The organism is Cupriavidus sp. GW821-FHT02F09 (genome assembly GCF_059421605.1).
In genome coordinates this window covers 1-26,007 of the sequence record NZ_JBWKVH010000020.1, presented here as the reverse complement: position 1 = coordinate 26,007, position 26,007 = coordinate 1, and the positions used below count along the sequence as shown (strand labels likewise).

Sequence of the window (26,007 nt, the reverse complement as noted above, 5' to 3'; positions counted from 1 at the left end):
CTCTCCCAAGACCGCGCGCGCCGCAAACCTGTCCTGCAATCGCCGGCATCAACGCCCGGCAAGCATTGGCGGCTCTATGGCCGCCTTGGGGTCAGGCCGCCGGCAGGCGGTAGTCCTTGAACTGCTCGCGCAGCTTGAGTTTCTGCATCTTGCCGGTAGCGGTGAGCGGAATCTCGGTGACAAAGGCAACGTCGTCGGGGATCCACCATTTGGCGACCTTGCCTTCGAAGTACGTCAGCAATTCCTCGCGCGTCACCTCGGCGCCGGCCTTCTTCATCACCACCAGCAGCGGGCGCTCGTCCCACTTGGGGTGATAGCAGGAAATGCAGGCCGCCATATGCACCGCCGGGTGGGCGGCCGCCACGTTCTCGATATCGATCGAGGAGATCCACTCGCCGCCGGACTTGATCACGTCCTTGCTGCGGTCGGTGATCTGCATGTAGCCGTCGGGGTCGATGGTGGCCACGTCGCCCGTGGGGAACCAGCCATCCACCAGCGGCGACGCGTCGTTGCGGTAGTAGTGCTCGATCACCCAGGGGCCGCGCACGTGCAGGTCGCCGAACGCCTTGCCATCCCAGGGCAGCTCGTTGCCGTCGCCGTCGACGATCTTCATGTCCACGCCGTAGATCACGCGGCCCTGCTTTTCCTGGATCTTCTGCTGTTCGTCTTCCGGCAGGTCATTGTGGCGCGCCAGCAGCTTGCAGGACGTGCCCAGCGGGGACATCTCCGTCATGCCCCAGGCGTGAATGGTCTCCACGCCGAGCGCCTTGAGCGCGCGGATCATGGCGGGCGGCGCCGCCGAGCCGCCGATCACGGTGCGATTGAAGGTGGAGAACTTGAGATTGTTGGCCTGCACATGCTGCAGCAGGCCCAGCCATACCGTGGGCACGCCGGCCGAGAAGGTCACCTTCTCCTTCTCGAACAGCTCGTAGACCGAAGCACCGTCCAGCTTGGCGCCCGGCAGCACCAGCTTGGCGCCCACCAGCGGCACCGAATACGGCAGACCCCAGGCGTTGACGTGGAACATCGGCACCACGGGCAGGATCACGTCACGCGCCGAGCAGCCCAGCGCGTCCGGCAGCGCCGATGCGTAGGAGTGCAGCACGGTGGAGCGATGCGAATACAGCGCGCCCTTGGGGTTGCCGGTGGTGCCGGAGGTGTAGCACAGGCTGGAGGCCGTGTTCTCATCGAACTGCGGCCACGTGTAGTTGCCGTCCTGCGCGTCGATCAGGTCCTCGTAGCACAGCAGCGGCACCTTGGCTTGCGCCGGCATGTGCGAGCGGTCGCTCATCATCACCCAGCCCTTCACGCCCGGGCAATGCGCCGCCACGCCTTCGACCAGTGGCAGGAAGGTGGCGTCGAAGAACACGTACTGGTCTTCGGCATGGTTGATGATGTAGGCGACCTGCTCTGGGAACAGGCGCGGGTTGACGGTATGGCATACCGCTCCCGAGCCCGATACGCCGTAGTAGATCTCCAGGTGACGATAGCCATTCCAGGCCAGCGTGCCAACACGGTCGCCCGACTGCACGCCCAGCGCGGCGATGGCCTGGGCCAGCTTGCGCGAGCGCAGCTCGCAATCGCGGTAGGTATAACGGTGCAGATCGCCTTCGGTCCGTCGCGAGACGATTTCCGTGCCGCCATAGTGGCGTGCGGCGTGCTTGATGATGGAGGAAATGAGCAGGGGTTCGCTCATCATTTGACCCATCAATGCCATGGAATAGTCTCCTGTAATTTTCGAAATCCGTCAAAAAAACGAACAACCGTTCTATTTTTTGGCCGATTGTTGCCATCCATTGATGAAACGTCAACGGGAATCCGTTGTGCAGCGCCATATCCGGGAGGCCGGCGGGCTGCACCCCGGCACCATGGCGGTGCGCCAGGGGCGGGATTCAAGGGATATCCGGAAACATTGTGGTGACAACGACGGTCAGAGATGCGAATGACGGCGTGGAAGTACAATAACGCCTGCCATGTTGCACCTCAACATGTCGTTTTCCCTAGCCTGCAAGCGCACTTGCGCGAAATCCGACATGCCGGCGCTGCACCGCCCAGCCACCCATAGTGATGCCCCAGTGAACTCTCCCGAGCCAACCGACGCCCCCCAAGCCTTGCCAGACCCCGCCGGCCCCGCCCCATTGAATGCTGCCGAGCCGCGGCCGCCGTTCACTGCCGTGCCTGGCTTTGCGGAACTCGGCCCGCGCTTCTTTACACGGCTCGCGCCGACGCCGCTACCCTCCCCCAGGCTGGTCAGCGTGTCGGCCTCCGCAGCCGGGTTGCTGGGCTGGGATGCGGATGCCGCAACGCAGCGTAGCTTCATCGAAACTTTTGCAGGAAATCACGTGCCCGAGTGGGCAGATCCCCTCGCCAGCGTGTACTCCGGCCATCAGTTCGGGGTCTGGGCGGGGCAGTTGGGCGACGGCCGGGCGATACGCCTGGCCGAGGCGCGCACCGCCTCCGGCCCCTGGGAAATCCAGCTCAAGGGCGCCGGCATGACGCCCTACTCGCGCATGGCCGATGGCCGCGCCGTGCTGCGCTCCTCGATCCGGGAATACCTGTGCTCCGAGGCGATGCAGGCGCTGGGCGTGCCCACCACGCGCGCCATGTGCATCATCGGATCGGACGCCCCGGTGCGCCGCGAGACCATCGAGACCGCCTCCGTGGTGACGCGCCTGGCGCCGTCCTTTATCCGCTTTGGCCATTTCGAGCATTTCGCGGCCCGCGAGGACCTCGGCTCGCTGCGCCAGCTGGCGGATTTCGTGATCGACCGCTTCATGCCCGAGTGCCGCGACGACAAGCAGCCCTACCAGGCCCTGCTGCGTGAAGTCTCCCTGCGCACCGCCGACCTGATGGCCAGGTGGCAGGCCGTGGGCTTCTGCCATGGCGTGATGAACACCGACAATATGTCGATCCTCGGACTGACCATCGACTACGGCCCCTTTGGCTTCCTCGATGCGTTCGACGCCAACCACATCTGCAACCATTCCGATTCGCAAGGCCGCTATGCCTACAGCCAGCAGCCGCAGGTTGCGTTCTGGAACCTGCACTGCCTGGCCCAGGCACTGATGCCGCTGTGGCGAGAGGGCGATGGCAAGGCCGACGCCGAAACCAGCAAAGCGGCCACCGACGCCGCGGTAGAAGCCGCGCGCGCCGCGCTGGATCCGTTCCGCGAACGCTATGCCGCAGCCTTCTTCCAGCAATACCGGGACAAGCTTGGCCTGCGCCCGACGGGCGGCCCCGATGCCGACGACGAGCCGCTGCTGACTGACCTGTTCCAGCTGATGCACGCCCAGCGTGTGGACTACACCTTGTTTTGGCGCAACCTCGCCCGCATCTCCTGCGCCGATGGCAGCCAGGATGCCCCGGTGCGTGACCTGTTCCTGGACCGCGCGGCGTGGGATGCCTGGGCCGAGGCCTACCGCGCCCGCCTGCGTGCCGAGAACTCCGTTGACGCCGTGCGCGCTGTGGCCATGCTGGCGGTCAACCCGAAGTACGTGCTGCGCAACCACTTGGCAGAAACCGCCATCCAGCGCGCGCGCGAGAACGATTTCAGCGAGGTGGATCGCCTGCTGGCCGTGCTGTCGCGCCCGTTCGACGAGCAGCCGGAGGCCGAGGGCTACGCCGCGCTGCCGCCGGACTGGGCAGCCGGGCTGGAAGTGAGCTGTTCGTCGTGAAGGCGCGGCACCACTGCAAGCACCGTAAGGTTTGACAGGCAAGAAACGACCAACTGGCCTCGGGTGACGAAAAGCGGGCTGCGCAACAAGCTGTGCGCCGGCCAAGTCTCCCGGCCAACGAGAAAGGAAAGCCGATTATGACCACGCAAAAAACCGAAGCCGAGTGGCGCGAGCAACTCTCCGACATCGAGTACCGCGTTGCCCGCGAAGCCGCCACCGAGCGGCCCTTCACCGGCCGCTACTGGGATCACTGGGAGCGCGGCACCTACCGTTGTGTCGGCTGCGGCACACCGCTGTTCGAAGCCAGCACCAAGTTCGACGCCGGTTGCGGCTGGCCGAGCTACTTCCGCCCGATCAACGGCGAGGTGATCGACGAGCACACCGACCACACGCACGGCATGGTCCGGGTGGAGGTTCGCTGCAAGGAATGCGGCAGCCACCTTGGCCACGTTTTCGAAGATGGCCCCGCGCCCACCGGTTTGCGCTACTGCATCAACTCGGCTGCGCTAAAATTCGACCAGCGCGACCCTGCCGACCTCAACGCGGGTGACGCCGCGCCGACATCGCCCGACACGCCGCGCTAAGCCCGAACCGCCCGCGCGGCGGTTCGCCGCCAACCAAGCCTTCGACCTTGCGTCGCTCAATCCTGTTCGCATGAAATTCCTGTTCGACCTGTTTCCGGTCATCCTGTTCTTCGTCGCCTTCAAGTTCGCTGGCATCTATGCCGCCACCGGCGTGGCGATCGCCGCCACCGTGGTGCAGATCGGCTGGGTCTGGCTGCGCCACCGCAAGGTCGAGCCGATGCAGTGGGTCAGCCTGGCGATCATCTCGGTGTTCGGCGGCGCCACGCTGCTGCTGCATAACGAGACCTTCATCAAGTGGAAGCCCACCGTGCTGTACTGGCTGTTTGCCGCCACGCTGACCCTGTCGGCGCTGATCTGGCGCAAGAACCTGATCCGCGCCATGCTGGGCAAGCAGGTCACCATGCCGGAAGCCGCCTGGGGCAAGCTCAACGCCGCCTGGGCCGCTTTCTTCGCCGTGATGGGCGTGGTCAACCTCTATGTGGCCTACCAGTTCTCCACCGACGCCTGGGTCAACTTCAAGCTGTTCGGCAGCATGGGCCTGATGCTGGTGTTCATCCTGGCACAAAGCGTCTGGCTGTCCCGCCACATGCAGGAAAACACCCCCGAGTAAGCGCACCGGCGGGCCCAGCCCGCCGCGCCTGCCTCGATTGATCTCCCGGCTCCGGCCGGGCCCCACCAGGATACGCATTCACCGATGGCCGCAGAACCCGCACAAATCGAAGCCCTGCTGCGCGCAGCCCTTTCGCCGTCCAGCATCGAAGTACGCGACGACAGCGCGCTGCACGCCGGCCACGCCGGCGCCGCCTCCGGCGGCGGGCATTACCACGTCACCATCGTCAGCGCGCAATTTGCCGGCAGCACCCGGGTGGCGCGCCATCGCATGGTGTATGATGCGCTGCGCGATCTATTCCCCGCGCAAATCCACGCGCTGGCGGTGACCGCGCTGACTGACCAAGAACTTGAATCCCGCGAAACCTCCCGCGATTCCTCGAGCAACTCTCAGATCTGATTCCATGAAGACCACAGTCCTCTCGTTCAGCCTGGCGGCTGTGCTTGCCGCTGGCAGCTTGCCCGCCCTCGCCCAGAACGCCGCCGTCGTGAATGGCAAGGCGATCCCCTCGGCCAAGCTGGACAAGCTCGTAGCCGGCACCGGACAGCCTCCCAGCGCAGAACTGCGCGACCGTGCCCGCACCATGCTGATCGACCGTGAGCTGCTGCTGCAGGAAGCCAACAAGCGCGGCCTGACCCAGCGCGACGACCTGCAGGAACAACTGGAGCAAGCCAAGCTGAACGTGCTGGCCGGTGCCGTGTTCGAGGACTACGTCAAGACCCACGGCGCCAGCGACGACGAACTGCGCAAGCAGTACGACAAGATTAAGTCCCAGTTCGGCAGCGGCAAGGAATACCACGCCCGCCACATCCTGGTCGAGAAGGAAGCCGACGCGCGCGCCATCATCGCCAAGATCAAGGCCGGCGCCAAGTTCGAAGACATGGCCAAGGCCTCGTCCAAGGACCCGGGCTCCGCAGCCAACGGCGGCGACCTCGACTGGGCCAACAGCAGCAGCTACGTGCCGGAGTTCTCGGCCGCCATGACCGCGCTGAAGAAGGGCCAGATGACCGAAACCCCGGTCAAGACCCAGTTTGGCTGGCACATCATCCAGCTCGACGACACCCGCGACGCCAAGATCCCGACGTTCGAGGAAGTCAAGCCGCAGCTGGTGCAGATGCTGATGGGCGACCAGAACTGGCAGCGCGAGCAGTTCCAGGCAATGATGAAGTCGCTCAAGGACAAGGCCAAGATCCAGTAAGTGGACCCGGGCTTGCCGTGACGGGAAAACCGGCGCCGATGGCGCCGGTTTTCATTTGCGCGAGCGGGATACCGCTGGTTTGCTCCCTTCAGCCTTCCTGCCCGCCAAGCGTTCGCAGGTATCCATGCGCTGCGCCCCGCAGTTGTCGCATCAGCCGCGAGAAATCGATCCCCTCCCCCTCATCGATGCAAGCATGCGAGATCAGGCCATAGACGATGGCCTGCAGCGTCACCGAGGCCTCCTCGACCACCGCGGCCTGCGGCGCGTCGGCCGCGCATAGCAGCGCCCGGCTCCACCCGTTCACAAACCGTGCGTACATCTTCTGGTAGGCCGCGCGCCCCGAGTAATGCCGCTCCAGCAGGTAGATCGGCCCCCAGCGCTCCGGCGTCTCCCGGTGGTGCTCTACGTTGACGGCGATCAGCGCATCCACGATGGCCGCCATCGATTCGCCCCGGCACTGCGCCAGGCAGCCGTCCATCGCCAGCACGATCCGCTTGGCGCGCAGGTGCAGGCATACCTGTGCCAGCTCCTCCTTGCTGCCGAAGTACTCGTAGAACGTCCCCAGCCCCACGCCGGCCAGGTCCACGATGGCGCGGATCGTCACGTGCCCATAGTCCTGCCCGGCCAAAAGCCGAACAAAGGCCTCCTGGATGGCCAGGGAGGTCTGCCATGAGCGCGACTGCACCGGCCTGCGGCGCGGCTTTGCCGGGCCTTTTTGCTGTGGGTTCATGGTGCTCCGAAAGCCGAACATGCAGGCTGGCCATTCTATCTAGAATGACCTTTCGAATCTAACGGGTGGCGGCAAGCCCGGCCGCCCGGCCCAAGGAGACAGCCCGCCATGAACGCCACCCACGCCACCCACGTCATCACCAACCAGGTCCCGGAGCTCAAGGACTACAACCTCTACACCAGCGACCCCGGCATCCGCCGCGCGGTTGCCCGCGCCGGCGCGGGATGGAACGAGGGGGAACTCGAACGCCAGGGCGCGGTGCTCGGCGCCGAGCAAACGATCCGGCATGCGGAAGATGCCAACCGCCATCATCCCGAGCTGCACACACACTCGCGCATCGGCGAGCGCATCGACCAGGTGCGTTTTCACCCGGGCTGGCAGGCGCTCATGACCATTGCGCGCCGCAGCGGGCTGGCCAACCTGCCCTTCGCCGATACGCGCCCCTCGGCCTGGGCTTCCTACGCAGCCTCGCTCTATATGCATAGCCAGATCGAATCCGGCTCGCTGTGCCCCACCAACATGACCCAGGCCTGCATCCCCGTGCTGCGCAAGGAGCCGGGATTGTTCGCCCAGTTCGGCGACAAGCTGCTGACGCAGGCCTACGACCCGCGCGACCTTCCCATCGAGCACAAGCACGCGATCAACGTGGGCATGGGCATGACCGAGAAACAAGGCGGCTCAGACGTGCGCGCCAACACCACGCGCGCCATGCCCACCCGCGGCGAGGGGCGTGGAGCCGAGTACCTGATCACCGGCCACAAGTGGTTCTTCTCCGCGCCGATGTCGGATGCCCACCTGGTGCTGGCGAACACCGAGGCCGGCTCCTCCTGCTTCTTCGTGCCGCGCTGGCGCCCCGACGGCAGCAAGAACCCCATCGAGATCCAGCGCCTGAAGGACAAGGTGGGCAACCGCTCCAACTCCAGCAGCGAAGTCGAGTTCCGCGCTGCCTGGGGCATCATGGTCGGCGAGGAAGGCCGCGGCATTCCCACCATCCTGGAGATGGCCACGTATAGCCGGCTTAACTGCTCGCTATCGAGCGCCGGTTTCCTGCGCCAGGCACTGGTGCAGGCCCTGCACTACGCGCGCCACCGCAGCGCCTTCGGCAAGCCGCTCATCCGCCAGCCGCTGATGGTCAGGCTGCTGGCCGACATGGCGCTGGAGGCGGAGGCAGCCATGCTGCTGGCGATGGACCTGGCCACCGCCTTCGAAGCCACCGACGACCCCGCCCGCCTGGCATGGCGCCGCATCCTCACGCCCGCTTCCAAATTCTGGATCTGCAAGCGCGCGGTGGAGATGACCGGCGAGGCCATGGAAGTGTTCGGCGGCAACGGCTATGTGGAAGATGGCCCCATGGGCCGGCTGTTCCGCGAAGCCCCGGTGAACTCGATCTGGGAAGGCTCCGGCAACGTGATGTGCCTGGACGTGCTACGCGCCATCGGCCGCAACCCGGACGACTACCTGCGGGTGCTGGAACACATGAGCGTGGTCGGCGCGGACGAGCCGCGCATCCAGGCCAGCGTGGCGGCATTGCGCGCGGCGCTGCGCCTGCCCGAGGAAGAGCAGCAGGCCGAGGCACGCCGCACCACCACGCGGCTGGTGCTGACCGCCCAGGCCTGCTTGATGCTCCAGCATGCCGATGCGGCCACAGCCGACGCCTTCCTTGCCAGCCGCTTCGACCCCGAATGGGGCGCCGTCATGGGTATCAGCGCGGGCGGGGGCAATGCCGCGCGCATCGTGGAGCTGGCCTGGGCCGCCTGACGCCAGCATGGCATTGCCGCACCGTGGCCGGGATCAAGCCGCGCAGAGCTCAAGCAACTGCTCGTCGCGAAAGCCCCATTGCGCCGGATCCTCGAACCCCACCACGGTGTCCTCCGTCTCGCGCAGATCGAGCGTCTCGGGGCCGAGGTGAGCGGCCTCGCTCACCGAGTAGAACACCTTGACCTGCGGGCGCAGCGGCTCGTTGTCGTTCTGCGCGAAGACCACCGCCAGCCGTCCGGAACGCAAGCGCAGCACCGTGCCCAACGGATAGATGCCAATGGACCGGGTGAAGGCCTGGAACACGGTACGATCGAACAGCGTATCCACCCGCACCGCCATATACTCCAGCGCCCGCGCTGGTGTCCACGCCTGGTGCCCGGGCCGGTTGGAGGTCAGGGAATCATAGGCGTCGCACACCGCGGCGATCTTGGCGTGCACGCTGATCTCGTTGCCATGCAGGCCAAACGGGTAGCCGCGCCCGTCGATGCGCTCGTGGTGGTGCATGCAGACATCGAGCGGAATATTGCTGTAGAGCTTGGCCTCGTTGAGGACGCGGTAACCCACCGAAGGATGGCGCTGCACCATCGCTACCTCGGCGGCGGTCATCTCGCCCTGCTTGTGCAGCACGTGCGTGGGCACGGAAATCTTGCCGATATCGTGCACCAGGCCCGCCAGCCCGAGCTGTTGCACCGCGGCATTGTCCAGGCCAAGGGTGCGGCCGAGCGCGATCATCAGCGCGCAGACCGCGAAGGAATGCAGATAGGTGTAGTCGTCCCGCACCTTGAGCCGCGCCAGCGCGATCAGGGCCTGCGAATGGCGGGTCAGCGAATTCGATACGGAGTCGACCAGCATCAGGGCGCCCTCCACCTCCAGCGCCCGGCCCATGCGGGCATTCGTGAACATCGACCCGACCACCGCCTTGCCGTTCTTCATCACCTCCCGGGCCAGCCCGAACTCCACCTCCAGCGGCACCCCCGACTGCGGCACGGCGCCGGCCGGCTCGTCCGCGACGGGCTTCACGCTCAAGGATCCCGATGCCGCGAGTTGCGCGGGCGGCGGTACACCCTTGCCCTTGAGCAGATCGATCCAGACCTCCTCGACCTTGGAGGCGATCATCTGGTCGATCTGTTCCTGGCTATTCACCAGGAACCGGGACCGCCAGAAGGGATGCTCCAGCCATGCCCCCCCCACCCTGGCCACGAACATTCCGACTTGAAGCTGTTGGGTCTTGATCCGTTTCAGCATGCCAGCTCCTCGCGTACAGATTGAATAAGGCGTGGCCGCTTAACGGCAAGGAGACGGAATACTTTAGGGCTTCAACGCTTCAACCCTTACCCTGCGGCCGCTTGGCGGCAGGTTTCGGCGCGGCTTCCATCTCCCCGGCCTGGGCGGACTTCATGAAGCTGCTTTCGCTGGTCATCACGCCGACGATCCGCGCGAGCTGGCGGCTGAGGCTGATGTAGGCGTGGCCCATGCGGGCATCGAAGTACAGCGAGTCGCCGCGCGCCAGATGCACCCGTTCGCCGCCGTCGAAATGCACCTCGATCTCACCGGAGAGTACGTACACGAACTCCTCCCCGGGATGGCGCGCGAAATCCTCGGGCCCCGCGATACGGCGCGCGTGCACGGTGCTGACCACCGGAATCATCTGCTTTCCCACCGCCTCGGTGCCGAGGAATTCATAGGAATACGACACGCCCTGGTAGGTCACGCCCTCGCCTGACCGCGTCACGACGGGTCCCTGGAATGGCGCAGTCTTCGCGCCGGCGCCCGCGAACATAGAGCCCATGTCCATCCGCAGCGCTTTGCCCAGCGCGGCAAAATTCTCGTAGCCCAATGCCAGTTGCCCGCGCTCCGCGCGCGAGATGGTGGTGATCGACACGCCCGACAGCTCGGCCAGATGTGCCAACGTCCAGCCAAAGGCCTTGCGCGCACTGCGCAGACGCTTGCCAAAGGTCTCGCGGTCGAGCGTGCGCGACTCGTCGCTATCGTCGCTGCCGCGCCCCGGGGCGATGTGTGTTTTCAAGCCTGCGTCCTTTTTTCCGTTGGAGCGGATGCTATCAGACGGCGCAGCCGGGTACATCCCATGCCGCTCACTTTAGTGCAAAATTTGCGTATCCGCAATTTGCATATTCGCAAATTCTTGAATACACTCACTCGCATTCCAAAGCACCAGCGCCCCACGAGCGCGCTCAGCCCCACCACCATCATGCGCACAACTCACGCTGCTTCGCCGATCTCAGCCGACTACCTCGTCATCGGGGGTGGCATTGCCGGCGCGTCCGTCGCGCACTGGCTCGCGCCGCATGGCCGCGTCATCGTGCTCGAGCGCGAAGCCCAGCCTGGCTACCACTCGACCGGCCGTTCGGCGGCACTTTTCATGGAGAGCTATGGCACCCAGCAGGTACGCGCGCTGACCATGGCAAGCCGCGCTTTCCTGCAGGACCCGCCGCCGGGCTTTGCCTCGCATCCGCTGCTCACCCCGCGCGGCGCGCTCATGATCGCCGGCCCGGGACAATTGCCGCTGCTCGAAGCGCACTGGGAGGTGCTGCGCGCCATGGACCCCGATGCGCGCCGCCTGAGCGCCGAGCAAGCACGCGAGCGCGTGCCGGCGCTGCGGCCGGAACAGGTGCTGGGCGCCGTGTATGAGCCCAACGCCGCGGACATGGATGTGCATGCCATCCACCAAGGCTATCTGCGCGGCATGCGCCAGGCCGGCGGCAAGCTGGTGTGCGATGCCGAAGCCAGCGCCATTGCGCGCGTGCGGGACCACTGGCGCGTGGAAGCGGGCGGGGCTGTATACGAAGCGCCCGTGCTGCTCAACGCCGCCGGCGCCTGGGTCGACGCCATTGCGCGACTGGCCGGCGTGCAGCCGCTGGGAATCGAGCCCCGCCGCCGCTCCGCGTTCATCTTCGCGCCGCCCGCGGACATGGATACGGACCACTGGCCCATGGTCTTCGGCGCCGGCGAGGACTGGTACTTCAAGCCCGATGCCGGCATGTTGCTGGGCTCGCCGGCCAATGCCGATCCGGTCGAGCCGCAAGACATCCAGCCCGAGGAAATGGATATCGCGCTCGCCATCCACCGCATCGAGGAAGCCACATCGCTGTCGATCCGCCGCCCCACCCGCACCTGGGCCGGGCTGCGCTCCTTCGTCGCCGACGGCGACCTGGTCGGCGGCTTTGACGACGCGGCCCCCGGCTTCTTCTGGGTCGCTGGCCAGGGCGGCTATGGCATCCAGACTTCGGCCGCCATGGGCGACACCTGCGCCGCGCTTGCGCGCGGCTTGCCCGTGCCCGCGCATCCCGCATCGTTCGGCCTGACCGCCGAGATGCTAGGGCCCGCGCGGCTGCGCCGCCTCGCTGGCCCGACCTGAATCGCGTCCCCCCCCAAATCGCCAATCGCCAAATTGACCAGGAGTTCACCACCGTGCGTGTATTCAGTGCCTCCCTCGCCACCGAAACCAACACCTTCGGGCCGATGCCGACAGGCCTCGCGTCCTTCAGGGACCGCGGCTACTTCCCGGCTGGCCAGCATCCCGAGCAGATGACGTTCTTCTCCGGCCCGCTGTGGGCCGCCCGGCTGCGCGGCAAGGAGCGCGGCTGGCAGTTGTCCGAAGGCATGGTAGCCGGCGCGCAGCCCAGCGGCACGACCACGCGCCATGCCTACGAAACCCTGCGCGAGGAACTGCTGGCCGACCTGCGCGCGGCGCTGCCCGTGGACATGGTGCTGCTAGGCCTGCACGGCGCGATGGTGGCCGATGGCTACGACGACTGCGAAGGCGACTTGCTGCAGCGCGTGCGCGCCATCGTCGGGCCGCAGGTGGTGATCGGCGCGGAACTCGATCCGCACAGCCACCTGACGCCGGAGATGGTGGAGCACGCCGACGTGCTCGTCGCCTTCAAGGAATACCCGCACACCGACGTGCTGGAGCGCGCCCTGGAACTGGTCGACCTGTGCGCGGCCAAGGTGCAAGGCAAGGTCCGCCCCGTGGCTGCCGTGGTCGACTGCGAGATGATCGTTACCGTTCATACCTCGCGCGAGCCGGCGCGCGGCTTCGTGGACCGCATCCAGTCGCTGGAAGGCCGCGACGGCGTGCTGTCGGTCTCCATCGCCCACGGCTTCTCGTGGGGAGACGTGCCCGGCATGGGCACCAAGGTGCTGGTCTACACCGATGGCAACCAGGCCCAGGCCGATGCGCTGGCCCGCCGGCTGGCCGACGAGCTGATCGGCATGCGCGAGGCGCTCACGGTGCGCTATCCGGACATCGACACCTCGCTCGACGAGGCCCTGGCCTTCGACGGCGGCCCGGTGGTGCTGGCAGACGGCGCCGACAATCCCGGGGGCGGCGCGGCGAGCGACTCCACCTTTATCCTGCGCCGCATGATCGAGCGCGGCATCGCCAACGCCGCCGTCGGCCCGCTGTGGGACCCGATCGCGGTGCGCATCGCCTTTGACGCGGGTGTGGGCGCGCGCCTGGCGATGCGCATCGGCGGCAAGATCAGCCCGCTCTCGGGGGATCCGCTGGACCTGGACTGCACGATCAAGGCCTTGCTGCCCAACATGGTGATGACCGGCCTGTCGAACACGCCGGTGCAGATGGGCGATTGCGCGCTGGTGGAAGCCAACGGCATCGACATCGTGCTGATCACCCTGCGCAACCAGGCGATGGGCACGGATCTGTTCACGCAACTGGGCTGCGACCTCGCGCGCAAGAAGATCATCGTGGTGAAGTCCTCGCAGCATTTTTACGCCTCGTTTTCGACGGTGGCCAAGCACGTGATCTACGCAGGCGCCCCCGGCGCCGTGACGCTCGACCTCACGACCCTGCCCTACCGCAAGGTGCGCCGGCCCAAGTGGCCGCTCGACGCGGCGGCGGCCTGAGCGCCGCGCGCCGGTTAGCAACGGCTACAACCATAACAACGACAACAACGACAACAAGAACGGAGACACGCCCATGAAACCGAATCCCACCCTGCGCACCGCTCTCGCGGCGAGCGCGCTCGCCCTGGCCAGCGTCAGCCTTCCCGTGCTGGCGCAGACCAAGACGCTCAAGGTCGTGGCCCATGCCGACCTGAAGATCCTCGACCCGACCTTCACCACCGCCTACATCACGCGCAACTTCGGCTACATGGTCTACGACACGCTGTTCGCGCAGGACGCGAGCGGCAAGCCGCAACCGCAGATGGTGGAGAAGTACAGCAGTGCCAAGGATGGCAAGCAGTGGAGCTTCACCCTGCGCCCCGGCCTCAAGTTCTCGGATGGCAGCGCGGTCACCGCGGCCGACGCCGTCGCATCGCTGCAGCGCTGGGGCGCGCGCGACAGCCTGGGCCGCGCCATGGGCGACGCTGGCGCCGAATGGAAGGCGCTCGACGCGCGCAGTTTCACGCTCACGCTCAAGGAGCCCTTTGGCATGGTGCTCGATGCGCTGGCCAAGCCATCGGGCTTTCCGCCGGTGATCCTGCCGGAGCGCCTGGCCAGGATGCCCGCCACCGCGCCGCTGCCCGAGGTGATGGGCTCCGGCCCCTTCGTCTTCAAGCGCGACGAATGGGTACCGGGCAACAAGGCGGTCTTCGTGCGCAACCCGAACTACGTCGCGCGCAGCGAACCGGCAAGCGGTCTCGCCGGCAGCAAGAAGAGCCAGTTCGACCGCGTGGAATGGCTCTACCTGCCGGATGCCAACAGCGCCATCGCGGCGCTCAAGCGCGGCGAGGTCGACCTGGTGGAGCAGGTGCCGCCGGACTACATCGCCCCGCTGCGTGCCGACACCAGCGTCAAGATCGGCTCGGGCGGCGCCTACCAGGGCGTGCTGGTGATGAACCAGCTCCATCCGCCCTTCAATAACCCGAAGGTCCGCCAGGCCTTCCTGCAGGCGGTGAGCCAGGAACGCTTCACCGCGGCCATGGGCTATCCCCTGGATATGCGCATGAACTACTGCGCCACCTATTTCATCTGCGGCGGCCCCAACGATACGACGGCCGGCGCCGAGCCGTACCGCAAGGCCGACCTGGCGCGCGCCAAGCAGTTGCTCGGCGCGGCCGGCTACAAGGGCGAGAAGGTGGTGCTGCTGGTGCCGACCGACGTGCCCCAGCTCAACGCCGAGGCCCTGATGGCAGCGCAGACCCTGCGCAGCATGGGCATGAACGTGGACATGCAGAACATGGACTGGGCATCCATCGGTGCGCGCCGCGCCAAGCGCGATGCGCCCGAGGCCGGTGGCTGGAGCATGTACGTGACGGTGGCGGGCGAGTTCGATTCGAATTCGCCGATCACCAACGCCTACCTCAGTGCCGCCTGCGGCAACAGCCTACCGGGCTGGCCCTGCGACAAGCCGCTCGATGCGCTACGCACCGCCTGGATCCGCGAGACCGTGCCGGCCAAGCGCAAGGAATTGCTCGATGCCTTCCAGAAGCGCGCCTATGAGGCCGTGCCCTATGTGAATGCCGGCCAGTACTCGGCCGCCTTCGCGGCGCGCGCCAGCCTCAAGGGCGTCGACAAGCTGTGGGCTGGCATGCCCACGGTCTGGATGCTCGACAAGTAGAAACGACGAACGACGAACGACGAACGAAAAACGAAGAACGACCCACCGAGGAGACACAACGATGGGCTACCTGCTCCGACGCCTGGCCGCGACGCTACCCGTGATGGCGGTGGTCGCCATCGTGGTATTCCTGCTGATCCACTTGTCGCCGGGCGACCCGGCTGCACTGATCGCGGGCGACCTTGCCACGGTCGACGACATCGCCAGACTGCGTGGCGCGCTGGGCCTGGACCTGCCGCTGTGGCGGCAGTTCGTGCTGTGGCTCGGCCGGCTCGCCACCGGCGATCTCGGCACCTCGATCTTCACCCAGGTGCCGGTGGCCCGGTTGCTGGCGCAGCGGCTGGAACCCACGGCCTCCATCGCCGCGCTGACCATGCTGCTGACCTTGCTGGTCGCGGTGCCGCTGGGCACGCTTGCGGCCTACCGCGCCGGCAGCTGGATCGACCGGCTGGTGATGCTGTTCGCGGTGCTGGCGTTCTCGCTGCCGGTGTTCCTGGTGGGCTACCTGCTGGTCTATGCCTTCGCCATCCAACTGCCATGGTTTCCGGTGCAGGGTTATGCGCGCTTGGCCGACGGCATCGGCGAATGGCTGCGCAGCCTGGTCCTGCCCTGCGTCAACCTGGCGCTGGTCTATATCGCGCTGGTGACGCGCATGACGCGCGCCACCGTGCTTGAGGTGCTGCACGAGGACTACATCCGCACTGCGCGCGCCAAAGGCCTGGGCGTGCTGCCGGTGCTGGGCCATGCGCTGCGCAATGCGGCAATCCCGATCGCCACCACCATCGGCATGGGCATCGCGCTGCTGATCGGCGGCGTGGTCGTCACCGAGACGGTGTTCGCGATTCCCGGCGTCGGCCGCCTGGTGGTCGACTCGGTGCAGCGCCACGATTATCCGGTGATCCAGAGCGTGCTGCTGATCTCGGCCGGCGTCTACGTGCTGATCAACCTGATGATCGACCTGAGCTACCGCCTGTTCGATCCGCGCATCAAGTACTGACATCCGGTACCAATCCCATCCTTGCCGCGAGACCTGCCACCATGTCCACCTCCCTGCCCTTGACCGATGGCGCCGCCCCCAGCCCGGCGATGCCGCAGGACCCCCCCTTCGTGCTGCCGCGCTGGCACTGGGCGCGCAAGCACCCCACGCTGATCGTCGGCGCGCTGTTGCTGGCCGCGATTGCCGCGCTCTCCATCGGCGCGCCCTGGATCGCCACCTTCGATCCCCAGGATATCGATCCGCTAGCGCGCATGCAGCCGCCTTCGGCCGAGCACTGGTTCGGCACCGACGCGCTCGGCCGCGATGTGTTCAGCCGCGCGGTCTGGGGCGGGCGCGTCTCGATGGTCGTCGGCCTTTCCGTCGGCCTGCTTGCGACCGTCTTTGGCGTGCTGCTCGGCCTCACCGCGGGCTTCGTGCGCTGGGCCGATTCCTTCGTGATGCGCGTGATGGACGGCTTGATGGCCATCCCCGGCATCTTGCTGGCGATCGCGCTGATGGCCGTCACGCAGGCCAGCCTCACGGCCGTGATCGTCGCCATCACCATCCCCGAGGTCCCGCGCGTGGTGCGGCTGGTGCGCTCGCTGGCGCTCACGCTGCGCGAGCAGCTCTACGTCGAGGCGGCGCATGCGGTGGGCACCCGCCTGCCGGTGATCCTGGCGCGCCATGTGGTGCCCAATATGGTGGCGCCGCTGATCGTGCAGGCCACCTTCGTGGCCGCCGCCGCCGTGCTGACGGAAGCGGCCCTGTCCTTTCTCGGCGTCGGCGTGCCCGGGCAGACACCGAGCTGGGGCAACATGATGGCCGAGGGCCGCAACTTCGTGGCGGTGGCGTTCCATATCATCCTTTACCCCGGCATCCTGCTGGCCGCGACGGTGCTGGCGATCAACCTGCTGGGCGACGGCTTGCGAGACGCGCTCGATCCGCGCCTGGCGCGGCAACTCTGAAAGGGCGCTCACCAATGACGACAATGTCCCGCGTTGCCCTGGCCACCGGCGAGCCGCTGCTCGAGGTGGACGACCTCCACACCCATTTCGACACGCTCACCGGCCCGGCCCGCTCGGTCAACGGCGTCTCGTACACCGTGCGCGCCGGCCAGACGCTTGGCGTGGTCGGCGAGTCCGGCTGCGGCAAGAGCGTGACCGCGCTGTCGGTCATGCGGCTGCTGCCCACGCCGCCGGCACGTATCCGCGGCGCCGTGCGGCTGCGCGGCACCGACCTGCTGCAACTCAGCGAGCGCGAGATGCGCCGCATCCGCGGCAACCGCGTCTCGATGATCTTCCAGGAGCCGATGACCTCGCTGAACCCGGTGCTCACGATCGGCCGGCAGATTGCCGAGACGGTGCAGCTGCACCAAGGTGCAAGCCGTGCCGATGCGCTGAAGCGCGCGGTGGAAATGCTGCGGCTGGTGCAGATCCCCGAGCCCGAGCGCCGCGTCAACGAATACCCGCACCAGCTCTCCGGCGGCATGCGCCAGCGCGTGATGATCGCGCTGGCGCTGGCCTGCAACCCCGAAGTGCTGATCGCCGACGAGCCCACCACCGCGCTCGACGTGACCATCCAGGCCCAGATCCTGGACCTGATCCGCCGCCTGCAGAAAGAGCTGGGCATGGGAGTGGTGATGATCACGCACGACCTCGGCGTGGTGGCGGAATGCTGCGACCGCGTGATCGTGATGTACGCCGGGCGCAAGGTCGAGGAAGCCAGCGTCATCGACCTGTTTGACCGCCCGCTGCACCCCTACACCCGCGCGCTGATGGCCTCGATGCCTTCGATGAATACCAGCAGCCAGCGCCTGGCCGAAATCCCCGGGCTGGTGCCATCGCCGCAGGAAGCACGCCGCGGCTGCGCGTTCGCGGCGCGCTGCCCGCATGCCGACACGCGCTGCGCGCGAGAGATCCCGCAACTCACGCGCCACGGCACAGAGCATGCGGTGGCCTGCTTCGCGATCGAGGAAGGCCGCATCGAATACAACCAGCCAGCCCAGGAAGCCATTGCATGAGCACCCCCACTGCCTCGCCTTTACCCCTGCTCAAGGTCGACCGGCTCAAGAAGCACTACCTCGCGCCGCAGCGCTGGCTGGCACCGCGCAAGCCGCCCATCCAGGCGGTGGACGGCGTGTCCTTCACCGTCGAGCGCGGCGAGACGCTCTCGCTGGTCGGCGAATCCGGCTGCGGCAAGACCACCACCGCCAAGTCGGTGCTGCGCCTGGTCGAGCCCACCTCCGGCTCGGTGCAGCTCGATGGCGAGGAGCTGCTGGGCCTGTCGGCAAACGCCATGCGCCTGCGCCGGCGGGATCTGCAGATCATCTTCCAGGACCCCTACGCTTCGCTAAGCCCGCGCCTGACGGCTGGCGAGATCGTCAGCGAGCCGCTGCGCAATTTCGGCATGCATTCGCGTGCCGAGCGCAGCGAACGCGTGCAGTGGCTGTTCAGCAAGGTCGGGCTGCGCCCGGAGGCGGCCAAGAAATTCCCGCACGAATTCTCGGGCGGCCAGCGGCAGCGGCTGGGCATCGCGCGCGCGCTCGCGCTTAACCCCAAGCTGATCGTTTGCGACGAGCCGGTGTCGGCGCTCGACGTCTCGGTGCAGGCGCAGGTGGTCAACCTGCTGATGGACCTGCAGGCCGAACTCGGCATCGCCTACCTGTTCGTCGCGCACGATCTTGCCGTGGTGCGCCATATCAGCCACCGGGTCGCTGTGATGTACCTCGGCCAGATCGTGGAGCTAGCCGACCGCGACACCTTGTTCAGCGCGCCGCGCCACCCGTACACGGAGATCCTGCTGTCCGCGGTGCCAGTGCCCAATCCGCGCACGCCGGCCCGGCGCCTGCTGCTGCAAGGCGACCCGCCGAGCCCGGCCAACCCGCCGTCGGGCTGCCGCTTTCACACGCGCTGCCCGCTGGCGCAAGCCGTATGCAAGGAACAGTCACCCGCCCTCACCGAACGGCCCTCCGCCGGCGGTGGGCATCAGGTAGCCTGCCACTTCCGCTGACCCGCTGCCCCGCTGACCGACTCGCTACAAACCAAAAAAAGGAACCCGATGTCCAACCCTGATTCCACGCACTACGACCTGCTGATCTCTGGCGGCACCGTGATCGACGGCAGCAAGGCCCCCCGCTTTGCCGCCGATATCGGCGTGCGCGGCGGCCGCATCGCGGCGATCGGCAACCTGACCGGGCACACGGCCGACCGCACGCTGGACGCGGCGGGCCAGATCGTCTCCCCCGGCTTCATCGATGCGCACACGCATGACGACCAGGCCGTGCTGTCGCAGGCCACCATGCCCTTCAAGGTCTCGCAGGGCGTCACCACCGTGATCGCCGGCAACTGCGGCATCAGCGCCGCCCCGTTGCGCGCGGACATGGACCTGCCCATGCCGCTGAGCCTGATCGACTCGCCGGCCGAGGGGCGCTTCACCACCTTCGCGGCTTACCTCGATGCGCTGCGCGCCACGCCAAGCTCCGTCAACGTGGCGGCGATGGTCGGGCATTCGACCTTGCGCGCAGTCACCATGCCGGCGCTGGACCGGCCAGCGAACGCCGAAGAGATCGCCGCCATGCAGGCGCTGGTCGAGGAGGCTATGCAGGCCGGCGCGATCGGCCTGTCGACCGGCACCTTCTACCCGCCCGCCGCCAAGGCAACGACCGAGGAAATCATCGAGGTCTGCCGGCCACTCAGCGCGCGCAAGGCGCTGTACGTGACGCATATGCGCGACGAGTCCGACCATGTCATGCAGTCACTGGAAGAGACCTTCCGCATTGGCCGCGAGCTCGACGTGCCGGTGGTGGTGTCGCACCACAAGGTGCAGAACACGGCGAACTTCGGCAGGAGCCAGGTCACGCTGCCATTCATCCGTGAAACCATGAAGCACCAGTGCGTCTCGCTCGACTGCTACCCGTACACGGCCGGCTCCACCATGATCCGCACCGACCGCGGCATGCTCGAAGGCCGCGTGCTGATCTCCGCCAGCCAGCCGCACCCCGAATGCGCGGGCCGCGATCTCGACGACATCGCCAGGGAATGGGGCGTGGCCAAGGACGAGGCGGCGCGCCGCCTGCAGCCCGGCAGCGCGGTCTACTTCCTGATGGACGAAAACGACGTCCAGCGCATCCTCGCCTTCAACGACACCATGATCGGCTCCGACGGCATTCCCGTTGGCGCAAGCCCGCATCCGCGCCTGTGGGGCACCTTCCCACGCGTACTCGGCCACTATTGCCGCGAGATCGGGCTGTTCCCGCTCGAAACGGCGGTCTGGAAGATGACCGGGCTGACGGCGCGCAACTTCGGCCTGCATCAACGCGGCACGCTGGAGGTGGGCCACCATGCCGATATCGTCGTCTTCAATGCCGAGAACGTGCGCGATGCCGCCAGCTACGAAACCCCCACCCGCCCGGCCGAAGGCATCGACACCGTGATCGTCAACGGCGCCATTACCTGGCAGCACGGCGCGCACAGCGGCGCGCGCAACGGGCAGGTCATCACACGGCAGGCACGGCAGGACTAGCGGGGCGATGGATTGCCAGCCGGCCCCTGCAGGGACCGCTGGCCACACCGCTATCGCCCAGGCGGGGACTTGTCAACCCGTCTAAATTATCCGGCCAATGCCCTCGGACATTCCGCCCAGGGCCCCGCCACACGGCTACAATGGCGCGCCACACGCTTGCCGTTCACACCATGTCCACAACGTACACGCTTGTCGGAATTGCGCGCGCCAAGGCTCACCGCCGTGAGGTCCTGGTTGCCAAGCTGGCCGCACTGCGCCTGCGCGGCGCCATGGAACCCGGCTGCCTGCGCTACCACGTGGGAGAAGACGCCGAGGATGCCGAGGTGTTTGTGCTCTATATGGAGTGGAATTCCAGGCATGCGCTGGAATCGCACCTCAACAGCGAATATGTGCGTGACTTTCACGCCACCCGACAGGAATTTCTTGAGGGCGACATCAATTTCCGGTGGCTGAACGCTGCCTGACGGCCACCCTGGTGCCGCCATCCCAAAGTAGCGCAAAGCCCGCTTTTCCAGCTGAAGCCGAACCCGTCCGCGATGCGGGTTTCCCGGCACGCCTTGTCATTCCCCCAACGCCGATCTATCACTTTGAGTGACGCTCCAACACATCCGGAGCGCAACACCCGGAGTGCATCATGGACGTCAAGGATGGGTTCGTCGGCACCATCGGCCATACACCGCTGATCCGGCTGGCAGGCTTGAGCGAGGAGACCGGCTGCGAAATCCTCGGCAAGGCTGAGTTCCTGAATCCGGGCGGCTCGGTCAAGGACCGGGCGGCGCTCTACATCATCCGCGACGCCGAGCGGCGCGGCGCGCTCAAGCCCGGCGGAACCGTGGTGGAAGGCACCGCCGGCAATACCGGCATCGGCCTGGCGCATCTCTGCGCCGCGCGCGGCTACCGCTGCATCGTGGTGATCCCCGACACCCAATCCCCGGAAAAAATGGACCGCCTGCGGCTGCTCGGCGCCGAGGTGCACCCGGTGCCCGCAGCGCCCTACGCCGACCCCAACAACTACCAGAGGGTGGCCGGACGCCTGGCCCAGGAGACGGAAAACGCCATCTGGGCGAACCAGTTCGACAACCTGGCCAACCGCCAGGCGCACTACGAAACCACTGGTCCGGAAATCTGGCACGACACCGCCGGCAAGGTTGATGCCTTTGTCTGTGCCACCGGCACTGGCGGCACGCTGGCCGGCGTCGCGCGTTTCCTGAAGGAGAAGGAGCGCAACCCGCCCGTGCGCATCGTGCTGGCCGATCCGCACGGCAGCGGGCTGTATGACTTCGTCAAGCACCGCGAGGTCAAGGCCAAGGGCAACTCCATCACCGAGGGGATCGGCTCCAGCCGCGTCACGGCCAACCTGGCGGACACCCCGATCGACGATGCGGTCCGGATCGACGACCAGGCTTGCGTCGACATGGTTTACCGGCTGCTGCGCGAGGAAGGCTTATGGGTGGGTGGTTCGTCCGGCATCAACGTGGCGGCGGCGGCCTGGCTGGCCCGCGAGATGGGGCCGGGCCACACCATCGTTACCCTGCTGTGCGACCGCGGCGACCTGTATGCCGGGCGCCTGTTCAATGCGGACTGGCTGGCGGCCAAGGGGCTGACGCCGCAGCCCGTCGTGTCACGGCACGCGGCGCAGCCGTGACACGGCTACGGCGCCTCTTTCAGGCGCCGCCACAGGGTCGTGGCGCTGATGCCCAACTGATGACAGGCGGCGGCGCGGTTGCCCCCGCATTGCGCCAGCACGCGCCGGATATGCTCGGCCTGACTGACGCGTGCCACGCCCGCGAGCGAGCCGGCCTCAATCGAATCGTCACCTCCCGTACCTCCCGCGCTGCGCAAGCCGCTAGCCAGCGGCGCAGGATCGCCCTGCGGCTCCGTGCCAAATAACTCCGGCGCCGCCGCCTGCAATTCCGCGAGCAAATCCCGGGGTGCCAGCTTGCGCCCCGCCACCAGCACGGCAATGCGTTCGGTCACGTTTTCCAGTTCGCGGATATTGCCCGGCCAGGCATAGCCCGCCAGCCTCGCCCGCACCGCTTGCGGCAGCGGCTGTGGCGCCGGCTGCCCCAGGCGTTCCTGGGCACGGCGGTACAGCAGTTCCGCCAGCTCGGGCAGGTCGCCGGCGCGCTCGCGCAGCGGCGGCATCTCGATGCGCAGGATATTGAGGCGGTAATAGAGATCCTGGCGGAAGCTGCCCTGCCGGACCAGTTCGCCCAGGTTGCGGTGCGTGGCGGCGATCACCCGCACGTTAACCGGCACGGCATCCAGGCCGCCGATCGGCAGTACCTGCTTTTCCTGCAGCACGCGCAGCAAACGGGTCTGCAGCGCGGGCGGCATATCGCCCACCTCGTCCAGGAACAGCGTGCCATTGTGGGCGGACTCGAACAAGCCCGCCTTGCCGCCGCGGCGTGCGCCGGTAAAGGCGCCCTCTTCGTAGCCGAACAGCTCGCTTTCCAGCAGGGTCTCGGGGAACGCCGCGCAATTGACCGCCACGAACGGGAATACGCGGCGCGGGCTGGCGTCGTGCATGCCCTGGGCCAGCACCTCCTTGCCGGTGCCGCTTTCACCACCCACCAGCACGGTGGAATCCACCGCCGCATAGCGCCGCGCCAGTTCGCGCAGGTGATGCATGGCCGGGGATGCGCCAGCGAGGTCGTCCAGGCTGTAGCGCACGCCAGCCGGGCGCGCGCGGCTGCGCGAGCGCAGGCTGCGGTCGACCCGATGGATGGCATTGGCATCCTGCAGCGTCAGCACCGCGCCGGTGGCTCCGCTCTCGGTGACGATGGGGATGCGGTTGACCACCACCATCTTGTCGCCAAGCTTGTGGATGGCTTCGAGCTCCTTGCTGCCGCTTTGCATCACGCCGTCGAGCGAAAGCGCGGGGGCCAGCGCTTGCAGCTTGCGGCCCAGCGCAGCGGCCGGCGCCGTGCCGAGAAAACGCTCCATGGCCGGGTTGTAGGTCTGGATGCGCCCGTCCGCGTCGACCGCGGCCACGCCTTCGTTCAGGTGAGCCAGGATCGTGTTGACGTAGTCGCGCCGGCCGGACTCGATGCGGCGCAAGCGAGCCGCTTCGATCACATCCTCCAGCGCACCCCGCACCGAATTGCCTGAGTACAGGAACACGCCGATCAGGCCGATCTTGTCCGCCAGGTCGGTCACCATGCCCGGCCCTACCACCACCTTCACGCCCTCTTGCTTGAGGGCCTTCACGCGGGCGGCGGCATCGTCCTCGGTCAGGTACGTGTAGGCCGGGATGGACAGCGAAAAAGACCGCACGAATTCGTCCACCTCCGGATAGGTGGCGGCGTGTGTCACCAACGCCACCTTCGGCGAGATGCGCCGCGCCGTCGCCAGCGCGCTCATGACATCGAAGCCGGTCACCTTGACCAGCACCACGGGCACATCGACGTGCTGGCGCAGGTAGGCGCCATTGGAGCCACCCGCCACCACGGCATCGAGCCTGCCCTCGCGCGCTTCCCGGGCGATGGCGCTGGCGGCGGCCGCATAGCCTTTGCCCACGATGCGAAACTCGGCCTGCGCAGCGTAGGCCGGGATCAGGTCGGCAAAGGCCCGGGACAGGCGGCTGATGCCGATCGCCCAGATCCGCGGGCGGGCCGGCGTGGCAGAGCCGGAGGGGGGAATGGGCGGGAGGATGCCGGATTGCATGGAGACGGAAAACGCTGCAGATACGCCGGATGGCGCTAATCTTGAGATTGTGCGCCCCCACGGATTGCATTTCAATATTGAAATGCAGTTCTTTCATTTTTGAAATTCATCACACATCAGCGACGCAACATGGGGGCCGGCCACAAAGCCTCGGGAATCGCCGCCAGCCCAGGCCTGGCAAGGGCACCGCCCTACGCCCGCGCTCCTGCGCAAAGCCCGACGCGCAGCCAAAAACAGGCTGGCACACCCCTTGCGCTTATCAGCGGTCCACTCCTAAAGCGATGATCATGACCTTCTCCACTTCCGACCTCGCCCGCTCCGCCGGCGCCCGTTTCCGCCAGGCCCTGGCCGATGAGCATCCCCTGCAGGTCGTCGGCACGATCAATGCCAACCATGCCCTGCTGGCCAAGCGCGCGGGCTACCGCGCCATCTACCTGTCTGGCGGCGGCGTGGCCGCGGGCTCACTCGGCCTGCCGGACCTGGGCATCTCCAACCTGGACGACGTGCTGACAGATATCCGCCGCATCACCGACGTGTGCGACGTGCCGCTGCTGGTCGACGTGGACACCGGCTTTGGCGCCTCCGCCTTCAACGTGGCGCGCACCACCAAGTCGCTGATCAAGTTCGGCGCGGGCGCGATGCATATCGAAGACCAGGTCGGCGCCAAGCGCTGCGGCCACCGCCCGGGCAAGGAAATCGTCTCGCAGGGAGAAATGGTCGACCGCATCAAGGCGGCCGTCGATGCCCGTACCGACGAGAACTTCGTCATCATGGCCCGCACCGACGCGCTGGCCGTGGAAGGCCTGGACAAGGCCATCGAGCGGGCCGTGGCCTGCGTGGAAGCCGGGGCCGACGCCATCTTCCCGGAAGCCATGACCGACCTGGCCATGTACCGCAAGTTCGTTGACGCCGTGAAGGTGCCGGTGCTGGCGAACATCACCGAATTTGGCGCTACGCCGCTGTTCACCACCGAGGAACTGGGCAGTGCCGGCGTGTCGATGGTCCTCTACCCGCTGTCGGCCTTCCGCGCCATGAACAAGGCCGCCGAAAACGTGTACGCTGCAATCCGCCGCGACGGCACGCAGCAGAACGTGGTCGATACCATGCAGACGCGCGCCGAGCTGTACGAAAGCATCGGCTATCACGCCTATGAGCAAAAACTGGACGCCCTGTTTGCCCAGGGCAAGGCCAAGTAAGCACATCAGCAGCACCCGAACAGCACACGAGCACACGAGCACAGCAACCCCAAGGAGACTCCCCCATGTCCGAAGCGCAACCGCTAGCCGCCCCGAAGCCGAAGAAATCCGTCGCCCTGTCGGGCGTGACCGCCGGCAATACCGCGCTGTGCACGGTCGGCCGTACCGGCAACGACCTGCACTACCGTGGCTACGACATCCTCGACATCGCCGAGACCTGCGAATTCGAGGAAATCGCCCACCTGCTGGTGCACGGCAAGCTCCCCACCCGCGCCGAACTGGCTGCCTACAAGGCCAAGCTCAAGGCCCTGCACGGCCTGCCCGCCAACGTCAAGGCCGCCCTCGAATGGGTGCCCGCCAGCGCCCACCCGATGGACGTGATGCGCACCGGCGTGTCCGTGCTCGGCACCGTGCTGCCGGAAAAGGACGACCACAACACCCCCGGCGCGCGCGACATCGCCGACCGCCTGATGGCCAGCCTGGGCTCCATGCTGCTGTACTGGTACCACTACAGCCATAACGGCCGGCGCATCGAAGTCGAGACCGACGACGA

Annotated in this window: 23 protein-coding genes; 18 read left to right on the top strand and 5 right to left on the bottom strand. The window is 67.0% G+C overall.

Features of this window, described 5'->3' with window-relative positions; genetic code table 11:
- Positions 1-91: 91 nt before the first annotated feature.
- Positions 92-1,717 (bottom strand): 3-(methylthio)propionyl-CoA ligase, encoded by a 1,626-nt coding sequence (locus AC07XB_RS21730; protein ID WP_492374561.1) that lies wholly within the window; start codon positions 1,715-1,717, stop codon positions 92-94.
- 316 nt (positions 1,718-2,033) lie between these two features.
- Between AC07XB_RS21730 and AC07XB_RS21725 the strand changes: the two genes are divergently transcribed.
- From AC07XB_RS21725 to AC07XB_RS21705, 5 genes are all read left to right on the top strand, one after another.
- Positions 2,034-3,674 (top strand): protein adenylyltransferase SelO, encoded by a 1,641-nt coding sequence (locus AC07XB_RS21725; protein WP_477133974.1) that lies wholly within the window; start codon positions 2,034-2,036, stop codon positions 3,672-3,674.
- Between the two features lie 137 nt (positions 3,675-3,811).
- Positions 3,812-4,258, top strand: coding sequence for a peptide-methionine (R)-S-oxide reductase MsrB (msrB, locus tag AC07XB_RS21720; RefSeq protein WP_492374560.1), 447 nt, complete (start codon positions 3,812-3,814; stop codon positions 4,256-4,258).
- 70 nt (positions 4,259-4,328) lie between these two features.
- A complete protein-coding gene (locus AC07XB_RS21715) occupies positions 4,329-4,868 on the top strand; it encodes a septation protein A (protein ID WP_174426400.1) in 540 nt (179 codons plus the stop codon).
- 84 nt (positions 4,869-4,952) lie between these two features.
- Positions 4,953-5,267: a BolA family protein gene (locus AC07XB_RS21710; RefSeq protein ID WP_150990287.1), complete on the top strand. Its 315-nt coding sequence runs from the start codon at positions 4,953-4,955 to the stop codon at positions 5,265-5,267.
- A gap of 4 nt (positions 5,268-5,271) precedes the next feature.
- Positions 5,272-6,066: a peptidylprolyl isomerase gene (locus tag AC07XB_RS21705; RefSeq protein ID WP_150990285.1), complete on the top strand. Its 795-nt coding sequence runs from the start codon at positions 5,272-5,274 to the stop codon at positions 6,064-6,066.
- Positions 6,067-6,154: 88 nt separating this feature from the next.
- Here the strand turns inward: AC07XB_RS21705 and AC07XB_RS21700 are convergent, their stop codons facing one another.
- Entirely contained in the window at positions 6,155-6,796 is a 642-nt protein-coding gene (locus tag AC07XB_RS21700) for a TetR/AcrR family transcriptional regulator (protein ID WP_492829906.1), read from the bottom strand.
- Between the two features lie 108 nt (positions 6,797-6,904).
- Here AC07XB_RS21700 and AC07XB_RS21695 point away from each other — a divergent pair, with 108 nt between their 5' ends.
- Entirely contained in the window at positions 6,905-8,554 is a 1,650-nt protein-coding gene (locus tag AC07XB_RS21695; RefSeq protein ID WP_492829904.1) for an acyl-CoA dehydrogenase family protein, read from the top strand.
- Between the two features lie 33 nt (positions 8,555-8,587).
- Here AC07XB_RS21695 and AC07XB_RS21690 read toward each other — a convergent pair whose 3' ends face one another.
- Both AC07XB_RS21690 and AC07XB_RS21685 read right to left on the bottom strand, forming a co-directional pair.
- Positions 8,588-9,799 (bottom strand): HD-GYP domain-containing protein, encoded by a 1,212-nt coding sequence (locus AC07XB_RS21690; protein ID WP_492374556.1) that lies wholly within the window; start codon positions 9,797-9,799, stop codon positions 8,588-8,590.
- A gap of 79 nt (positions 9,800-9,878) precedes the next feature.
- Positions 9,879-10,580 (bottom strand): helix-turn-helix domain-containing protein, encoded by a 702-nt coding sequence (locus tag AC07XB_RS21685; protein ID WP_492812648.1) that lies wholly within the window; start codon positions 10,578-10,580, stop codon positions 9,879-9,881.
- Positions 10,581-10,763: 183 nt separating this feature from the next.
- Between AC07XB_RS21685 and AC07XB_RS21680 the strand changes: the two genes are divergently transcribed.
- The 10 genes from AC07XB_RS21680 (at position 10,764) to AC07XB_RS21635 (ending at position 22,237) form a co-directional block, all read left to right on the top strand.
- A complete protein-coding gene (locus AC07XB_RS21680; RefSeq protein ID WP_492374579.1) occupies positions 10,764-11,930 on the top strand; it encodes an NAD(P)/FAD-dependent oxidoreductase in 1,167 nt (388 codons plus the stop codon).
- A gap of 53 nt (positions 11,931-11,983) precedes the next feature.
- On the top strand, positions 11,984-13,438 hold the full coding sequence (locus AC07XB_RS21675) for a M81 family metallopeptidase (protein ID WP_492829902.1): 1,455 nt from the start codon (positions 11,984-11,986) through the stop codon (positions 13,436-13,438).
- 73 nt (positions 13,439-13,511) lie between these two features.
- A complete protein-coding gene (locus tag AC07XB_RS21670; protein WP_492829900.1) occupies positions 13,512-15,095 on the top strand; it encodes an ABC transporter substrate-binding protein in 1,584 nt (527 codons plus the stop codon).
- 61 nt (positions 15,096-15,156) lie between these two features.
- Positions 15,157-16,092, top strand: coding sequence for an ABC transporter permease (locus AC07XB_RS21665; RefSeq protein WP_174428592.1), 936 nt, complete (start codon positions 15,157-15,159; stop codon positions 16,090-16,092).
- A gap of 41 nt (positions 16,093-16,133) precedes the next feature.
- Positions 16,134-17,036, top strand: a complete 903-nt coding sequence (locus AC07XB_RS21660) for an ABC transporter permease (RefSeq protein WP_492812654.1) — start codon at positions 16,134-16,136, stop codon at positions 17,034-17,036.
- A gap of 14 nt (positions 17,037-17,050) precedes the next feature.
- Positions 17,051-18,091, top strand: a complete 1,041-nt coding sequence (locus AC07XB_RS21655; RefSeq protein WP_492374550.1) for an ABC transporter ATP-binding protein — start codon at positions 17,051-17,053, stop codon at positions 18,089-18,091.
- Positions 18,088-19,080, top strand: coding sequence for an ABC transporter ATP-binding protein (locus AC07XB_RS21650; protein WP_492374549.1), 993 nt, complete (start codon positions 18,088-18,090; stop codon positions 19,078-19,080). The genes AC07XB_RS21655 and AC07XB_RS21650 overlap by 4 nt, the downstream gene beginning before the upstream one ends.
- 48 nt (positions 19,081-19,128) lie before the next feature.
- Positions 19,129-20,592, top strand: coding sequence for an N-acyl-D-amino-acid deacylase family protein (locus tag AC07XB_RS21645; RefSeq protein WP_492829897.1), 1,464 nt, complete (start codon positions 19,129-19,131; stop codon positions 20,590-20,592).
- A 140-nt stretch (positions 20,593-20,732) separates the two neighbouring features.
- Positions 20,733-21,056, top strand: a complete 324-nt coding sequence (locus AC07XB_RS21640; RefSeq protein WP_253931705.1) for a putative quinol monooxygenase — start codon at positions 20,733-20,735, stop codon at positions 21,054-21,056.
- Positions 21,057-21,226: 170 nt separating this feature from the next.
- Positions 21,227-22,237: a cysteine synthase A gene (locus AC07XB_RS21635; protein WP_477133949.1), complete on the top strand. Its 1,011-nt coding sequence runs from the start codon at positions 21,227-21,229 to the stop codon at positions 22,235-22,237.
- 5 nt (positions 22,238-22,242) lie between these two features.
- Here AC07XB_RS21635 and prpR read toward each other — a convergent pair whose 3' ends face one another.
- The gene (gene prpR, locus AC07XB_RS21630; RefSeq protein WP_492829895.1) at positions 22,243-24,258 is read right to left on the bottom strand and encodes a propionate catabolism operon regulatory protein PrpR; all 2,016 of its coding nucleotides are present in this window, start codon (positions 24,256-24,258) and stop codon (positions 22,243-22,245) included.
- A gap of 287 nt (positions 24,259-24,545) precedes the next feature.
- On the opposite strand from prpR, the gene prpB reads away from it, so the two are divergent.
- Both prpB and AC07XB_RS21620 read left to right on the top strand, forming a co-directional pair.
- A complete protein-coding gene (gene prpB, locus AC07XB_RS21625) occupies positions 24,546-25,454 on the top strand; it encodes a methylisocitrate lyase (RefSeq protein WP_006163986.1) in 909 nt (302 codons plus the stop codon).
- A 65-nt stretch (positions 25,455-25,519) separates the two neighbouring features.
- Positions 25,520-26,007 (top strand): citrate/2-methylcitrate synthase (locus tag AC07XB_RS21620; RefSeq protein WP_492829893.1); only part of this gene is annotated, 488 nt, incomplete at its 3' end.

What these genes read in the sequence shown, in the direction of transcription:
- AC07XB_RS21730 (WP_492374561.1), bottom strand. Translation starts at nt 1,717, where the DNA reads ATGGCATTGATGGGTCAAATGATGAGCGAACCCCTGCTCATTTCCTCC.
- AC07XB_RS21725 (WP_477133974.1), top strand. Translation starts at nt 2,034, where the DNA reads ATGCCGGCGCTGCACCGCCCAGCCACCCATAGTGATGCCCCAGTGAAC.
- msrB (WP_492374560.1), top strand. Translation starts at nt 3,812, where the DNA reads ATGACCACGCAAAAAACCGAAGCCGAGTGGCGCGAGCAACTCTCCGAC.
- AC07XB_RS21715 (WP_174426400.1), top strand. Translation starts at nt 4,329, where the DNA reads ATGAAATTCCTGTTCGACCTGTTTCCGGTCATCCTGTTCTTCGTCGCC.
- AC07XB_RS21710 (WP_150990287.1), top strand. Translation starts at nt 4,953, where the DNA reads ATGGCCGCAGAACCCGCACAAATCGAAGCCCTGCTGCGCGCAGCCCTT.
- AC07XB_RS21705 (WP_150990285.1), top strand. Translation starts at nt 5,272, where the DNA reads ATGAAGACCACAGTCCTCTCGTTCAGCCTGGCGGCTGTGCTTGCCGCT.
- AC07XB_RS21700 (WP_492829906.1), bottom strand. Translation starts at nt 6,796, where the DNA reads ATGAACCCACAGCAAAAAGGCCCGGCAAAGCCGCGCCGCAGGCCGGTG.
- AC07XB_RS21695 (WP_492829904.1), top strand. Translation starts at nt 6,905, where the DNA reads ATGAACGCCACCCACGCCACCCACGTCATCACCAACCAGGTCCCGGAG.
- AC07XB_RS21690 (WP_492374556.1), bottom strand. Translation starts at nt 9,799, where the DNA reads ATGCTGAAACGGATCAAGACCCAACAGCTTCAAGTCGGAATGTTCGTG.
- AC07XB_RS21680 (WP_492374579.1), top strand. Translation starts at nt 10,764, where the DNA reads ATGCGCACAACTCACGCTGCTTCGCCGATCTCAGCCGACTACCTCGTC.
- AC07XB_RS21670 (WP_492829900.1), top strand. Translation starts at nt 13,512, where the DNA reads ATGAAACCGAATCCCACCCTGCGCACCGCTCTCGCGGCGAGCGCGCTC.
- AC07XB_RS21665 (WP_174428592.1), top strand. Translation starts at nt 15,157, where the DNA reads ATGGGCTACCTGCTCCGACGCCTGGCCGCGACGCTACCCGTGATGGCG.
- AC07XB_RS21660 (WP_492812654.1), top strand. Translation starts at nt 16,134, where the DNA reads ATGTCCACCTCCCTGCCCTTGACCGATGGCGCCGCCCCCAGCCCGGCG.
- AC07XB_RS21655 (WP_492374550.1), top strand. Translation starts at nt 17,051, where the DNA reads ATGACGACAATGTCCCGCGTTGCCCTGGCCACCGGCGAGCCGCTGCTC.
- AC07XB_RS21650 (WP_492374549.1), top strand. Translation starts at nt 18,088, where the DNA reads ATGAGCACCCCCACTGCCTCGCCTTTACCCCTGCTCAAGGTCGACCGG.
- AC07XB_RS21645 (WP_492829897.1), top strand. Translation starts at nt 19,129, where the DNA reads ATGTCCAACCCTGATTCCACGCACTACGACCTGCTGATCTCTGGCGGC.
- AC07XB_RS21640 (WP_253931705.1), top strand. Translation starts at nt 20,733, where the DNA reads ATGGCGCGCCACACGCTTGCCGTTCACACCATGTCCACAACGTACACG.
- AC07XB_RS21635 (WP_477133949.1), top strand. Translation starts at nt 21,227, where the DNA reads ATGGACGTCAAGGATGGGTTCGTCGGCACCATCGGCCATACACCGCTG.
- prpR (WP_492829895.1), bottom strand. Translation starts at nt 24,258, where the DNA reads ATGCAATCCGGCATCCTCCCGCCCATTCCCCCCTCCGGCTCTGCCACG.
- prpB (WP_006163986.1), top strand. Translation starts at nt 24,546, where the DNA reads ATGACCTTCTCCACTTCCGACCTCGCCCGCTCCGCCGGCGCCCGTTTC.